13 protein-coding genes and 2 pseudogenes are annotated in these 14,098 nt (G+C 72.2%); 5 read left to right on the top strand and 10 right to left on the bottom strand.

The features are described 5' to 3' along the window. Positions 1-4: 4 nt before the first annotated feature. From ABZW32_RS16465 to ABZW32_RS16455, 3 genes and pseudogenes are all read right to left on the bottom strand, one after another. On the bottom strand, positions 5-193 hold the full coding sequence (locus ABZW32_RS16465) for a hypothetical protein (RefSeq protein WP_356216182.1): 189 nt from the start codon (positions 191-193) through the stop codon (positions 5-7). A 112-nt stretch (positions 194-305) separates the two neighbouring features. After that, a pseudogene (locus tag ABZW32_RS16460) lies at positions 306-608 on the bottom strand (transglycosylase SLT domain-containing protein); the annotation flags it as partial. Positions 609-1,352: 744 nt separating this feature from the next. Continuing rightward, positions 1,353-2,540, bottom strand: coding sequence for a glutamate--cysteine ligase (locus ABZW32_RS16455; RefSeq protein ID WP_356216179.1), 1,188 nt, complete (start codon positions 2,538-2,540; stop codon positions 1,353-1,355). A 351-nt stretch (positions 2,541-2,891) separates the two neighbouring features. Between ABZW32_RS16455 and ABZW32_RS16450 the strand changes: the two genes are divergently transcribed. Further along, complete coding sequence (locus tag ABZW32_RS16450) at positions 2,892-3,488, top strand: hypothetical protein (protein ID WP_356216177.1); 597 nt, start codon at positions 2,892-2,894, stop codon at positions 3,486-3,488. A 155-nt stretch (positions 3,489-3,643) separates the two neighbouring features. After that, positions 3,644-4,321: a DUF3152 domain-containing protein gene (locus tag ABZW32_RS16445; protein WP_356216175.1), complete on the top strand. Its 678-nt coding sequence runs from the start codon at positions 3,644-3,646 to the stop codon at positions 4,319-4,321. Positions 4,322-4,404: 83 nt separating this feature from the next. Here ABZW32_RS16445 and ABZW32_RS16440 read toward each other — a convergent pair whose 3' ends face one another. Next, a complete protein-coding gene (locus ABZW32_RS16440; protein WP_356216172.1) occupies positions 4,405-5,124 on the bottom strand; it encodes a glycosyltransferase in 720 nt (239 codons plus the stop codon). Positions 5,125-5,175: 51 nt separating this feature from the next. Continuing rightward, positions 5,176-5,859 (bottom strand): M15 family metallopeptidase, encoded by a 684-nt coding sequence (locus ABZW32_RS16435; RefSeq protein ID WP_356216169.1) that lies wholly within the window; start codon positions 5,857-5,859, stop codon positions 5,176-5,178. 334 nt (positions 5,860-6,193) lie between these two features. Between ABZW32_RS16435 and ABZW32_RS16430 the strand changes: the two genes are divergently transcribed. Further along, on the top strand, positions 6,194-7,006 hold the full coding sequence (locus tag ABZW32_RS16430) for a C40 family peptidase (RefSeq protein WP_356216166.1): 813 nt from the start codon (positions 6,194-6,196) through the stop codon (positions 7,004-7,006). A gap of 194 nt (positions 7,007-7,200) precedes the next feature. Here ABZW32_RS16430 and ABZW32_RS16425 read toward each other — a convergent pair whose 3' ends face one another. Beyond that, positions 7,201-7,551 carry a WhiB family transcriptional regulator gene (locus ABZW32_RS16425; protein WP_356216163.1) on the bottom strand — a complete coding sequence of 117 codons (351 nt, stop codon included), beginning with the start codon at positions 7,549-7,551 and terminating at the stop codon, positions 7,201-7,203. 308 nt (positions 7,552-7,859) lie between these two features. Between ABZW32_RS16425 and ABZW32_RS16420 the strand changes: the two genes are divergently transcribed. Then, entirely contained in the window at positions 7,860-9,095 is a 1,236-nt protein-coding gene (locus ABZW32_RS16420) for an ATP-binding protein (protein WP_356216160.1), read from the top strand. A 41-nt stretch (positions 9,096-9,136) separates the two neighbouring features. Here ABZW32_RS16420 and ABZW32_RS16415 read toward each other — a convergent pair whose 3' ends face one another. From ABZW32_RS16415 to ABZW32_RS16400, 4 genes are read right to left on the bottom strand one after another with little or no spacing between them, the layout of a single operon-like run. After that, entirely contained in the window at positions 9,137-9,736 is a 600-nt protein-coding gene (locus tag ABZW32_RS16415; RefSeq protein ID WP_356216157.1) for an ATP/GTP-binding protein, read from the bottom strand. Then, positions 9,717-10,130: a DUF742 domain-containing protein gene (locus ABZW32_RS16410; protein ID WP_356216155.1), complete on the bottom strand. Its 414-nt coding sequence runs from the start codon at positions 10,128-10,130 to the stop codon at positions 9,717-9,719. Before ABZW32_RS16410 ends, ABZW32_RS16415 begins: the two co-directional genes overlap by 20 nt. Further along, positions 10,127-10,576: a roadblock/LC7 domain-containing protein gene (locus ABZW32_RS16405; RefSeq protein WP_356216152.1), complete on the bottom strand. Its 450-nt coding sequence runs from the start codon at positions 10,574-10,576 to the stop codon at positions 10,127-10,129. Before ABZW32_RS16405 ends, ABZW32_RS16410 begins: the two co-directional genes overlap by 4 nt. Then, the gene (locus tag ABZW32_RS16400) at positions 10,569-13,073 is read right to left on the bottom strand and encodes a nitrate- and nitrite sensing domain-containing protein (protein ID WP_356216149.1); all 2,505 of its coding nucleotides are present in this window, start codon (positions 13,071-13,073) and stop codon (positions 10,569-10,571) included. Before ABZW32_RS16400 ends, ABZW32_RS16405 begins: the two co-directional genes overlap by 8 nt. Positions 13,074-13,697: 624 nt before the next feature. On the opposite strand from ABZW32_RS16400, the pseudogene ABZW32_RS16395 reads away from it, so the two are divergent. Beyond that, a pseudogene (locus tag ABZW32_RS16395) lies at positions 13,698-14,098 on the top strand (DNA-binding response regulator); the annotation flags it as partial.

The raw sequence follows: 14,098 nt of genomic DNA, 5'->3' as shown, positions 1-14,098 counted from the left end.
CGGGTCACCCGGAGGGCGCGCTCGCCCGCCGCAGGGGTTGGGCCGGTGTCCGGTCGTAGGAGTCGAGGATGAACTCGTAGGCGTCGTCGACGGCGTTGCGACGGGTTTCCGCGCGGGTCCGGGCGTGACCGGATCCGTGGCCGGGGGCGGCGGGGAGGTACGTGCGGGTCCGGGGTGCGTACGGCTTTTCCATGGTGATCAGACTCCTCGACAGGGGTGGTTCAGTTTTTCCGCGCGACGAGCGGGCGGACAACAGCGGATCGGGGGAGTGGCCGGGGGAGTGCGCTCCGCCCGGTGCCGGCGGTTCAGTAGGCGCCGTGGACGTTGTCGATCGAACCGTAGCGGTGTGCCGCGTAGTTGCAGGCGGCGACGATGTTGGCGACGGGGTTGAACGCGCTCGTGCTGGTGCCGGCCACGTGGTACGCGTCGAACGTGGGGCCGATGATCTGGAGCAGCCCTTCGGACGGCGTGCCGGCCGCGGCGTTCGAGTCCGTCTCGTTCACGGCCGTGCTGTTGCCGGAGGACTCCCGCATGATGTTGCGCTCGATGCCGGAATACGACCCGGGGATGTCGTGCCGGGCCATGATGGCGAGCGACTTGTCGATCCAGGTGTGCAGGCCGCCGACGGCCGGAGCGGACTCGGGGGCGTTGGTGGCCAGGGCCGTGAGCTCCGTGTGGATCCGCGTGACCGGGGCGGTGGGCTTGACCGCGGCGGCATGGGCGGGAGTGGCGGCGAGGACGCCGCCCACGGCGCAGAGCGCGGCGAGGGTGCCGGCAGTCGCCTTGGCGCGGGTGGTGGGGCGGATCAGTGCACGGAACATGGTGGGTCCTTCGTAGGGGGACGGGGGAGCCGCTGTGGCGGGGATCCGGATCGGTTCCGTATCGCCGCGGCTTCGTCCACCCTGGGCGGGCCCGGCCGTGGTGGCAACGTGCCGTGGACTACGAGGCGCGGTAGTGGCACGGGCCTCCCGATGAGGCGGAGCAGGTCCCCCGTGGCGGTGTCACCGCTCGTCGGGGGGCCCGCGCCGGACACGCCGCGCCCGTACGGGTGCGGGTAGTAGGGACCGAAGTGTTGTGATCTGGGTCACATCGCCAAAGGGCCGGTCGTAGGACCGGGCCGCAAGCCGGGTCCCCCCGTCAGGGGCCCATCGGACCCCTCCGATCGGCCGCGCCCGAACACGGTGGTGAACCGGACGCGCACGGAGGGCGATGGCCGGGCGCCCCGTTCCGTGCTCGGCCGGCATCCGGGCGGCCGTGTACGGGCACGGTGGGCGGGGACGCGAGCGAGCGGGCGCGCGTACGTGGAAACGGAGCGATCGCGGGGCCCGAGCGGGAGGCGCCGGCCCGGCGGATCAGGCGGAGCCGTGCTCGGTCTCGTCCGCCAGCAGGCGCACGACGTCCTCCAGCCGCCCGCGCCGTGCGAACGCGGCACGCTGCCGGGCGGCACCCGAACCATGTCGGCGCAGCCGCTCCACGGTCGCGACGACGTGGTCGAGGTCCCCGGTGGAGGCGAGGGGTTCCGCGAGATGGTCGACCAAGGCGTCCACCAGCGCCAGGGCGGGTGTCTCCAGTCCGTTCCGCGGGTCGAGCGCATACCCTTCCAGCCCATCGCGGCAGGCACGCCATCGGGCGAGCCTCAGCAGCTCTTCCGGATACGTCGGATGCCGCGCGCCGTCGGCCTCCTGCCGCAGGGACGATGCGACCAGGGCCCGGCACAGCGCTGCCAGAGCCGCAGAGAGGCCCAGGTTCGCCGACACGTCGAGCGCCCTCGTCTCGACCGTGGGCCAGCCGGTGCCGGGACGCACGTCCCAATAGACCATCTTCGCGTCGAGCGCGGCACCGGATCCTATGAGGGTGCGCACGCACTGCTCGTAGTGGTCGACGGAGGTGAGGTGCGGGGGGAGGCCCGCCGACGGCCAGGATGACCAGGCCACGGTCCGCCAGGTGGCGTGGCCCGTGTCGTGGCCCTTCCAGAAGGGCGAGTTGGCGCTCAGCGCGATCAGGGTCGGGATCCACTGCCTGATGGTGTTCGACGCCGCTACCGCGCGGGCACGGCTGAGGGTGCCCACGTGGACGTGCCGCCCGCAGCTGACCAGGTTCTCGCTCAGGAGCCCGAACCTCTCGATCCGGTTCCGGCGCCTGGGAGGGTCGAAGTTCATCCGGAGCGGTTCGGCCGGCGGGAGCACGGGGCCGGCCGCCGCGACGAGCCGGCAGCCGAGGGCGGCGGCGGCGCGCGTGAGGATGCCGCGGGCCCGAAGGAGTTCGTCGCGGAGTTCGAGGACACTGCCTGCGGCGGCCGTGGCGACCTCCACCTGGTGGAGCGTGCCCTCGGCCTGCGTCTCCAGGCCCTCCGCGGCCGCGATCTCGCGTACCTCGGTTGCCACGGGGGCCGGTTGGAGCGTGACGGCGTCGACCAGGAGGTACTCCTCCTCGATACCGCACGTCAGAGAAGTGGGACGGGCATCGGCGGGGGTCGCAGGCCCCACCCCGTCGGCCTTCCGCCGGGAAGGCGGCGATACGACGGGTGTCTGACTGTTCATGAGGCTACCGATCCGTGGTCACCTGACGCTTCCCGAAGGCGCGTGAAGACGGGGCCGTCCCGGTACGGGCGGACGGCGGGCAAGACGGAGCGTCCCGGGAGGTGTGCTCCGTCGTCCGCCCGGCAGGGCGTTGCACTCACAGGTTCGATCTGCCGACGTGGCTTGGGGATCCCCCGAACGGCCGAGGCGGGGGGTGATGGTCCGTCGACCGGCGGGCAGCCGCATCAGGTTGCGGAGCATCCGCCGACAGCGAGCGGAGCCGGTTGATGTGTGTCCCTCAGGGCTGCCCGTAAGGCCTTTCATGGGAACCGAACCCATTGCTCAATGGAAGCGACACAACCGCCTCGTGCAATGCAGATCGGCGAGGCGCCACCGGAAGGGACGAGTTTTTTCATGCGTAAGATCATCGGCGTTGTCGCCGCGGTCGCCGCGGCAGCCGCAATCACCGCAGGCACGGCGACGCTGGCCCAGGCCCAAACAGGCGGCGCGAAGACACCGGATACCGCGGGGAAGTCGGTGCCCACCCTTGCCGAGTCGGATTCGTTCGGTAAGGAGACCGCCGCCCGTTCCGATGGGCAGCGCGTGGTGACCAATGTCATCAACGGTTCTGGCGAGGGCATGTCCCTGCTCGCGTTCTCGACGCTTGACAGTGCTGCCTTCAGCTCCGATGGAGGACATCGTCTTCCGAAGACGGGCGACACCGTGGCGAACGGTTCCCCTTACTCCTACCTGAACGTAGTGAAATTCCCTGAAGCGGCGATGAAGACCACAACGACGTGGAAGATCGGGGACGGTGCGACGGTGAAGCTTTCCCAGGACTCCACCGAGACTGCCCTCCAGTGCGAGATCTCGGGCCCCAAGGCCGATGAATACAACTGCAAGAGCTCCATCGGCTCCGGCAGCGGCAACGGCACGGACGTCACGGACGTCGTGATCTCCAAGCGGTAGTACCGCCGGCGTCCCCTCCAGCCCCCGCGGACCGAGCCGATCGGAGTCACTTGTCCCGCCTGTCCGCACGCCGGAGACGCAGACGGCGGGCCCGCATACGCACGGCGGTGTCCGTTTCCGCGGTCACCGCGGCAGCATTGGTGATCCTCCAGCTGATGTCCGGCCCTGCCCGGAACACCGGGACGGTTCCGTCCGCGGGGTCCACGTATGCCTCCGAGTCCGGGCAGTCCACGGGCACACCGCAGCCGGGATCGGCCAGTCCCGAGCCATCCGTCGTTCCGACCTCCGGTCCCGGCACCTTCACCACGGCACCGCTCACCCCGACCGGGTCCCGGTCCGGAACCACCTACCGGGTCGACATCGAAGACGGGAGCGGCGTGGACGCGGGGGACGCGGCGCGGCAGATCGCCGCGATCCTCGACGATCCGCGCGGGTGGCTCCGCACCGGTGCCCGCTTCCGGCAGGTCACCGGACAGGATGCCGAGGTGGTGTTCCGCATCGCCACCCCGGCCACCACGGACCGGCTGTGCGCGGTGAGCAAGCCGGAACACGTGGGCGAGGTCAACTGCCGCACGGGCCCCGACGTAGTGATCAACCTCAAGCGGTGGCAGCTGGGTTCCCCCCGCTTCGACGGCCCGCCCGGAGAGTACCGCGCCCTGATCGTGAATCACGAGATCGGGCACTGGCTGGGCAAGGGGCACCTGACCTGCCCGGGAGCAGGCCGTCCCGCACCGGCGATGATGCAGCAGATCGACGGCCTCAAGGGGTGCGTGTCCAACGCGTGGCCGTACGACAAGGACGGCCGCTATCTGGACGGGCCCGCCGTCCCCTGACGGTCCCCGGAGAGCCGCAGCCGTGTGCGGTGCGGGTCCAGAAAGGCCGGCGAACCGGACCCCGAAACCGACCACGAGGTGGTCTAGAAGAGTTCGAGCGGGAGCCTGCCCGGATCCGGTCGCATCGTGCGCAGGAGCAGGTCGGCCAGGTCCTGGGCCGCCCTCTGCCGGTCGGGTTCCCGTGGATGGCGGCTCGTCGACGGGCACGCGTCGGCGTTCCGGAGGAGAGGGGACCGCACCGTCCCCGGGCCGCCGCCCGTGGCTTCGTCCTCCGGCGTCGCGGGCTCCGGGACGCTGACCCGCGTGGCCACTCCCGCCAGGACACGTTCCGCGGGTCCGGGGCGGCCGGTCTCCTCGTGGACGACCAGCGGGCGCCCGCACAGCCGTGCGGCGACGCCCACCGGTACGGCCGCGTCCCCTCCGGCCGACAGGACGACGTCCGGGCGGAACCGTGCGACGGCGGACCGGGCCTGTGCCACGGCCCGCGGCAGCCCGAGCAGGGTCTTGGCGGGGTTCGCGGGGGTCCTCTCCACCGTGGTGCGCTCACGGCGGAACGCGCCGCAGGCCACCGCGTGGAACGCGATGCCCTCCTCGGACGCGATCAGCTCCTCCGGGCCCCCGTCGGATCCGATCCACAAGACCTCCAGGCCTATGCCGAGGTCGCCGAGCCGCCGCTCGGCGGCGCGTGCGACGGCCGGCGCCGAACAGGCGCCGCCACTCGTTCCCCCACCCGTCACGATCAGGCGCAGCGGGCGGAGGGCGATCAGGAGCCGGTTGACTTCCTCGTCGCTCAGGGTGGCCATGTCGTTCTCCTTCGGAAGAGTGGTTGTGGCGGCCGGACGCGGCGGGGCGGCCTAGTCTCCGGAGCGTTGTGCCGGTATGACCGGCGAGGCTCCGGGGGCGCGGCCTGCGGTCCGGTGCAGTGATTCCGCCGAGACGGGGAAGTCGAAGTAGACGTCGGGGAACGGTTCCGCGCCGAAGGTGTAGTGCCACCATTCCGCCGAGCTGTTGACGAACCCGGCCCGTTCCATGGTGTCCTTGAGGAGGGCCCGGTGGAGGCGCTGCGCCCCGCGGATCTGCGGGTGGACCGTACGCGAGCGGGCGTCGAAGCGACCGTACGGAGTACCCATGTCGAGCTGGGCGCCCTCGGAGGTCACGAGGGTGACGTCGACGGTGCTGCCCCGGCTGTGGCCGGACCATTCGTAGAGGTAGCCGTCCGTGAACAGCCGTTCTTTGGCCGTGTGCGGGAAGAACTCGCTCTTCATCCGCTGGTCGTCGGGATCCCGGGCCCACCGTGTGACGTGGGCGACGGCCCGGGTCGGACGGTAGCCGTCCAGCACCAGGAGGGCGTGGCCGGTGGCCGAGAGCGCGGCCTGCGCCCGCGACAGGCCCTGTGCCGCCGTCCGGGTCAGGAGGCAGAGCGGGCTGGTGTAGCCGTTCAGGGGTGTGCCCACGAAGTTGTTCGCCGTGGCGAAGCGGATGTCGGTGCGGATCGTGGGGTCGATGTCCGTGAGGGACACGAACTCCTCTGGTGCCATGGGTGTGCTCTCCTCGGGCCGCCGGACGCGCTCGCCTCCGTCCCTGTCCATCCTCCGTGCCCCGTGACGTGCGAGGGATCCCCGGAACGGAGGATCGGCCGGGCCACTGCAGGTCCCTCGCCGACCAGGGCTTCACCGCCCCGGGGCCAGGACCAAAGGGCAGGTGTCCTGCCTGAACGGGTCGGTCAAGGGGAGAGCCGACCACAAATCCTTGAAAGGCCGCTCCCCCGCCCGATAGGGGTAGTTCATGTCTCTTCACACTGTCCCTACCCGTACTGCCGGCGGACCCCCCCGGCACCGAAAACCCCCCCAGGGGCGGGCGCGGACCAGCGCCGTGAACCTCGGGATCGCCACCGGCATCTTCGGCTCCGTCATCGCCGCGACACCCGCCGGGGCGGCCGAACTGTCGGAGCAGTCCAGCAACACCCAAGAACTGCCCATGGTCCCTTCGGGGTTCATCGCCCCCTCCGGCCCCCCGGACACGGCCACGGCGGCCGAAGGACTGCACCACGCGGCGATGCGGTTCGAACTCCAAGGCGAGGAGGACCGCGCCTCCGCCTGGGCGGCCTCCCAGGCCAAGTCCGAGAAGGCGGCCGCCCAGCAGGAGGCCGACCGCAAGAAGGCCGCCGCCGACCAGGAGGCGCGCAAGGCCGCCGCCGCGAAGCGGGAAGCGTCCAGGAAGGCGGCGGCGAAGCAAACCGCGCAGAGGAAGGCCGACTCGGGGTCGGGCACCGGCACCGGCACCGGCACCGGCACCGGCACCGGATCCGGATCGGCCACGTCGAAACTGCCCGCGAAGGGGCAGAACATCGTCGCCGACTTCGCCCGCGGGAAGGTCGGCTCGGCCTACGTCTACGGTGCCTCCTCCGGGAGCGCCTTCGACTGCTCCGGTCTGGTCCAGGCGGCGTACCGGGCGGCGGGCATCTCGGTGCCGCGTACCTCCCAGGCCCAGTCGAAGGCCTACCCCGAGGTCCGGGGGGAGCTGAGGCCGGGCGACATCCTGTACTGGGGGGCCAAGGGAAGTGCCTACCACGTGGCCGTGTACGTCGGCGGCGGGAAGTTCGTCGGTGCGCAGAACCCCAGCAAGGGCGTGGTCCTGAGGGACGTGGCGGGCAGCGGCTACACCGGTGCCGTCCGCCCGGGATAGAGGGCCCACCGTTGTCCGCACGGCCACGCCGGGTACCGGCCCGGCCGCCACGGAAGGACGGCCGCCCGGCCGTCAGCGCGGAGCCGCTCAGCGACCGTAGCGACCCGGGTTCGGGCACACGGGCCGTTCGGTGCCGCCGCGGGACCGCGTGCCCGCTCCGCCACCCGGACACGCGGGCGGCCGACCGCCGGGCGTCAGCAGTTCCCGTGGTCGCCGCACCGGGTCCCGGTCGGCTGCTTCGCCCGGGCGGCCCGCAGCGCCGCCGCCCGGCGGCGGGCGGCGGAACGGGCTGCAGGGGGTGCCTCCCGGGCGGATTCGGGCTCGCCGCCCCAGATGCCCCACTCCCTCTGTTCACGGGCGTGTTCCTGGCAGGCGTCGCGCACCGGGCACCGTGCGCACATCCGCAGCGCGGTCCGGATCGACACGGGGTTGCTGGTGTCGCTGAAGAAGACCTTGTCGGGATCGACACCGGGCTCCGCGCAGGGCAGTACACCGATGCCGTCGGTGGGCGGGACGAACATGGGGAGGCTGAAGCGAGCAGACATGGGGTCCTGGTATCTCCTCGGAGGGCGGGTTCTGGCCGTGACGCGGAGGGGCCGGCCGTGGGGCCGGGTCCGTCGCCGCTTCCAGCCTCCCGGGCCGCCGCGCCGCCCCGGGTCATCCGACCGGACCCAGTGAGGGTGGAAATCCGCCGTCGGCACGGGCGTGGGCCATCGTCCGAAGCGGGTCCCGCTCGGCCATACTCGACGACGTGCACGAGACGACGCGGACACCTCCGGGTGACGGTGGGAGGGGAGCGGGGCCCACCGGACCCGCCGGAACCGGTGTGGGTTTCCGGCAGAAGGCGCGTGCCATGTTCCAGACCGAGGTCGACATGGACCTGCGCGATTCCCAGGACGCCATCAGCGATCTGCTCGTCGCGCACCAGTGGCTCGCCCTGCACCGGCAGGCGGCCCTGCGCATGGGCCTCATGCTCGCCGCGAGCACGGAGTTCCTGCTCTTCCCCCCACGGGTGAACCAGCACGCGACCGGGATCATCATGACCCTGTACGCCTGCTACTCCGTGGTGATGCTGGTCTACGCCTGGCGCCAGGGCCCCCTCCCGCACGTGGCCTGGGCCGTGCCGATGGTGGACCTGCCCGCGTTCGCCCTGCTGCTCGGAGTCTCGGGTACCTACAGCGACCCCAACTGGGACAACCCCTTCACCTCGGACTGGCTGATGCTGGTCACGCTCCTGTCCGCCTTCCAGCTGCGCCCGGCGGTCACCGCGGTCACCGGCGGGGCCGCCACCGTCTTCTTCTGCGTCGCCTCCGGTGTGGGGCACGCGCACGCCGAGCCCGACCTGCACTTCACCTTCGGGCACAGCCTGTCCCTGGCCATGGTCAGCTTCGCGGCGGTGGCCCTGTCGCTGATCCAGCAGTCGAGGGTCCGGCAGATCGCCGACCTCGCGCACCGCCGTGCGGTGATGCTCGCGGCGAACCTGTCCATCGCGGAGCGGGAACGCCGGGACATGGCGGAGTCGCTGCACGACGGTCCGCTGCAGAGCGTGCTCGCGGCGCGGCTCGATGTGGACGAGGTCGCCGAATCGGTGCCGCACGAGGCCCTGGAACGCGCGGACGAGGCACTGCGGGACGCGGCCCGGCAACTGCGGTCCGCGGTCACCGAACTGCACCCCTTCGTACTGGAACGCGGTGGCCTGCAGCAGGCGCTGCACGAGCTGGCCCAGCGGGCCGGCAGCCGGGGCAAGATCGCCACGGAGGTGGTCTGCACCGCCCGCTCGGCGGGGTACGAGGCGGACCAGCTGCTCTACAACTGTGCCCGGGAGTTCGTGTCCAACGTGGTCAAACACGCGGATGCCGAGCACCTGGTGATCCGTTTCGAGCTGGACGGCTCCGAGGCCCGGCTGACGGTCGCCGATGACGGCGCGGGTCTTGCGCAGGGTGTGCTGGAGCAGCGGGCGGCCCAGGGGCACATCGGCATCGCCTCCCAGAAACTGCGGCTGCACGAGGTCGGCGGGACCCTCACCGTCCGCCCCAACACCCCGGTCGGCACCGTCATCACCGTACGGCTGCCGGTCCCGCACGAGTGAGGGGCCCGAGGGCCGGGAGGGAGGGCGCGACCACCGTCCGGTCATCCCGAGCCGACCCGGCAGCGCAGCATCAGGGCGTGCTCCACCAGGCTGATCAGTACCGGTACCACCTCCTCGCGGCGGCGGGCGTCACAGGTGAGCACCGGTACGTCGGGGGGCAGCCCCAGTGCCTGCCGGACCTGTTCCCGCGTGTGCGGACTGGTGCCGTCGAAGGCGTTCAGCGCCACCACGAAGGGCAGCCCGCGCGCCTCGAAGTAGTCCACCGCGGCGAAGCAGTCGGACAGCCGCCGGGTGTCGACGACGACCACCGCGCCGACCGCGCCACGGCTGAGGTCGTCCCACATGAACCAGAAGCGGTCCTGTCCCGGGGTGCCGAAGAGATAGAGCAGGAGGTCCCCGGGCAGTGAGACCCGGCCGAAGTCCATGGCCACCGTGGTGGTCGACTTCTGCCGCACGTGGGAGGTGTCGTCCACACCGCGGGAGGCCGCCGTCAGCCGGGCCTCGGTCCGCAGCGGGTCGATGTCGCTGACCGCCCCGATCGTGGTGGTCTTGCCCGCACCGAACCCGCCCGCGACGATGATCTTCGCCGAGGTCGGCCCGCCGCCCGCGGGGGCCGGTCGGTCAGAGGCTGCGCAGTCCACCGAGCACCCTCTCCAGCAGCCTCATGTCCGGCTGCCCCCCGGGCGTGGACTGGCCGGACTGTACGTGTACCAGTCCGGCCTCGGCCAGGTCCGCGATCAGGATCCGCGCGACTCCGAGCGGTACGTGGGAGAGCGCCGCGAGCTCCGCCACCGACAAGGGGCTGTGGCAGAGCCGGTGGATCGTCCGGTGCTCCGGGGAGAGCGCGGCGGACGCCTGCGAGGGATACCCCTGACCGCCGCCCTGCGGGGGCGCGAGCGCGGTGACGAGCACCTCGACGCCGAGGTGGAAGGAGGACCGGGTGCGGCCTCGGGTCACCGCGTAGGGACGCGGCCCGATCGGGAACTCCTCCGGCACCGCGGAGTGCCCGGGCCCGGTTCCCGCCCCGCCGTTCACCGGCTCGTCCCCGGCCGGTAGTGGTCCGCGGACCGGGTGTACGCCCCGCCCCGCGGGGCCGGGGTCAGCGCGGCCCCGGCCCGGCGGGCCAGCCGCGTGGTCTGGTAGGTCAGCAGGGACAGGTCGCAGCCGTCGGCCGCGTGGACGGCCAGGACCGCGCCCTCGCTGAGGTGGCACAGGAGCAGACAGCCGCGTTCCAGGTCCACCAGCGTGCGGCGCACGCCGCCGCCCCGGGCGATGTCGGAGCAGCTCACGGCCAGGGCCGCGATGCCGCAGGACACCGCGGCCAGCCGCTCGCCCTCGGTGTCCTGCGTGCGGGCGCTGTGGGCGAGGAGGACACCGTCGCTGGAGACGACGGCAGCCTGTTCGATCTGTGGGTTCTCCGCGGCGAACCGGGTGATGAGCCAGTCCAGTTCGCCCTGCGCGGCAGCGGTGGGGTCAGCCACGGCCCGGTTCCCCTTCCGTCGTCCGGTCGGCGCTGCTCTGGAATCCGCTCAGCCGCGAACGGATCTGGTCCGGGTCGCGCGGGTTCCCGCCCTCGGGCGCCTGCTCGACCGCTCCGGGCAGCAGGTGGGCGCGCGGGACCCGCTGGGGCAGGTCGCCGCCGGTTTCCGGTTCCGTCCGGTTCGGCAGCGGTGCGGGGGCCGGTCCGGTGTGGTGGCGCCTGGTGTCGGCCGCGTCCGGCGCGCCGCCGGTCGGGCCCGCCCAGCTCCCGCCCGGTCCGGTGAGGGGCACCGAGACCGCGGGCAGGGTGACGGTCGCCGGGTCGTTGTTCGCGACCGGCGGCACGGGGGGCACCGGCTGAACCGGCGGCGCCGGGGGAGCGGCGGGGCCCTGGGGAACGGGTTCGAGGGCCGGACGCGGAGCCTCCTGGCCCTCGGACACCGGGCCCGGACCGTTCCCGGCGGACCGTGCGGGGCCTTCCAGGGCCGGGGCGTGGGGCGTGGCCCCGGGACCCGGACGGGAGAGGGGTCCGGTCTCGGAGACCGGCGGCGCCGGGGCCCGGCCGGACGTGTGCAGGAGGTCCTGCGGGAGGATCACCAGGGTGGAGATGCCCGGGGTCGCGTTGCGCAGGACCACCTCGATGCCGTGGCGCCGCGCGAGGGTGCCCACCACGTAGAGGCCGAGCTGCTCGGAGATGCTGACGTCCAGTGAGAGCCCGTCCTTCAGCAGGCCGTTGGCCTGCACGAGCTGATCCGTGCTCATGCCGATGCCGCGGTCGCAGATCTCCAGGACCAGGCGCTGGTCCGGCAGCTGCTGGCCGTCGACCGTGACGTCCGAGTGCGGGCTGGAGAACGACACCGCGTTCTCCAGGAGTTCCGCGAGCAGGTGGACCACGTCACGGACCGCGTCGCCCGTCAGCTCGGTCTCGGGCAGTCCGTGCACCGCGATCCGTTCGTACTGCTCCACCTCCGAGATGGCCGAACGCACCGCGTCGTGCACGAGCATCGGACCGGCGGACCGGGAACCGAGCTCGGCGCCGGCCAGTACCAGGAGGTTCTCGCTGTTGCGGCGCATCCGCGTCGCGAGGTGGTCGAGCTGGAACAGGCGCGCCAGCTGCTGGGGGTCGGGCTCCTCCCGTTCCAGATCGGTGATCAGGCCCAGCTGTCGCTGGATCAGCGACTGGTTGCGGTGCGAGAGGTTCCGGAAGATCGCGCTGACGTTCTCGCGCAGCCTGGCCTGGCCGGCCGCCAGCCGTACCGCCTCGCGGTGCAGCTGGTCCACGGCCCGTCCCACGGCGGCGAACTCGTCGTCCCCGCTGACGGCGACCGACGCCACCCGGAGCTCGGCCCCGTTGCCGCGGCCGGAGGTCAGGGCCTTCATCGCGGCCGGCAGCCTGGTCTCGGCCACGTCGACCGCCGAGGACTCCAGCTCGCGCAGACCGCGCAGGATGGAACGGGAGACGAAGAAGGCGAGCAGCAGGGCGGTGGCCAGGATCAGGGCCGCGACGAGGAGGTCGTTCCTGGCCTGGTCCTGCGCCTGCTGCCTGCTCTGCGCGAAGTCGTTGACCAGTCGCTGGCCCACGGTGGTCTGGAGCTGGTTCAGCCCGTTGATCTTCGTGGTGAAGGCCTGGTACCAGTCGTTGGGCAGGGTGTTGTTCGCGAGCTTGGCGGAGTTCGCCTCGCCGAGGGCCTTCATGGCCTCGTTGGCGGCCGCCACGTTGCTCCCGTTGACCAGCTGGTCGTAGGCCGCGACGTCGCCCTGCATGGCGTTGAGACGGAACTCCTGCTGCGCCATGTCCTGGAGGCGGGCGGAGGACAGCAGCGCCGCCCGCTGCTCGTTGGTCAGGTTGCCGCTCTTGGCCGTGTCGGAGATCAGCGCCCGTTCGCTCCAGGTCATGGCGGTGTCCAGGGCCAGGGTGTACGTGGCCCAGCCGGGGGAGTACGACTGGTCGAGGTCGCCCCCGAGCTCGTTGTTGATGCCGATGATCGGCAGCAGCACGCGCAGGTAGGCGGAGTTCAGCTGGGCGGCACTGATCTTGCCGCCCTGCTGGCGCAGTCCGGGCAGGGTGCCCACCGCGGCCTGGATGGCCTGGATGTGCTGGTCCAGGCGCGTGGAGGAGGGGATCTTCCGGGCGGCGGCCAGGAAGGCCTCGGCCGCTCCGGACGTCCGCTCCTCCTGGTTCTGGAGCGCTCCGTTCCCGTTCGCTGCCTGGGCCTGCGGGTCGATGAGCAGGTCACGTTCCTGCTGGAGGTTGTTGATCAGGGAGGAGCCCGACTGGCTCAGCTGCGCGATGCGGTGGAGCCGGTCGTACTGGTCTCCCTGGGCGGAGGCGTCACTGACCCGCAGGCCGGCGAGGACGACCGCGGCGATCAGGGGGATCACGAGGACGGCGAGCATGCGCGTGGGGACGCTCAGCCGGCCCAGGAACGGGACACGGCCCGCCCGGCGCGACATGGCGGCGACGGCGGACCGGCGGCGGTTACGGAAAGGTGTGGACACGGCAGCTCCGGATTGGGGGCGGGTGGCCGCGGGACCGCCGCACCGCGCGGACGTCGGGGAGGGCGGGCGCGGATCCGGCACGCGTGCCGGTGTGTCCGCGCCGGGTCGTCGCCGCTCCGTCCGCGCCGGTACCTGCGGAGCGCCGTCGGCACACCGTGGTGGAGGATCACCGGCCGGCCGCCTCCGTCGGCACTCGGCTCCGTGTGCGCACCCCGCTGCACCCGACGTGGAGACCGGGCCCACGGATGGCCGTGGACGCCCAGGGCCGCCGACCGGTGATCCTGCCTCCAGTCTGGGCACCCGCACCGCGGGCCGCAGCTCGCCGATGGTGTGAGAGGCCGGGGGAACCTCGTCCCTCCGATCAGGGGCTCCCGTTCGTCCGCGAGGGGCACCGGCGTGCGCCATCGGGCCGGGCCCGCCGGATTTTGAGACTGCCCAGCCGTTCCGCTAACCCACCGTTAGGGCAGCGGGGGTGAGACTGGTGGTGCCTCTTCGGGAACGAGCTTCCCAATCCCACCGCCGGTCGACCGCCGAACCGTTTCGTCTTCGGACCGGCGATCACGCGCGTGCGGGACCCGGGGGCCGGGGGGCGTCCCGACCCGACCGTTACGTGAGGAGCCATTCATGCCCGAGCCCATCTCCGTCCACATCAAGGCGTCGGACCCCCTGTCCCAGGCGGGGCTCGTCGCCTCGATCCGCCATCGTCCCGAACTGCGGGTCGTGGAGGAGAGCGTGGTCGACCACCGGACGGTCGGTCTGCTGGCCGTGGAGCGCGTCGATGCCGCGGCGCTCCAGTTGTTGCGCACGATGCGTGCGTCGCGTGTGGAGCGGACCGTGATCGTGGCCAGCAGTCTCGATGAGGAGGGTGTGGTCGCGGCGGCGGAGGCGGGGGTGGCGGGTCTGCTGCGGCGGGCGGAGGCGACGCCGGAGCGTCTGGTGCAGGTGGTGACGTCGGTGTGCCGTGGGGCCGGGGTGGTTCCGCCGGATCTGCTGGGGCGGCTGCTGAAGCAGGTCGCCAGTCTTCA

This window comes from Streptomyces sp. NPDC004667, from assembly GCF_040609475.1.
GTDB lineage: Bacteria > Actinomycetota > Actinomycetes > Streptomycetales > Streptomycetaceae > Streptomyces.
This window is presented reverse-complemented; position numbering and strand designations above follow the sequence as displayed.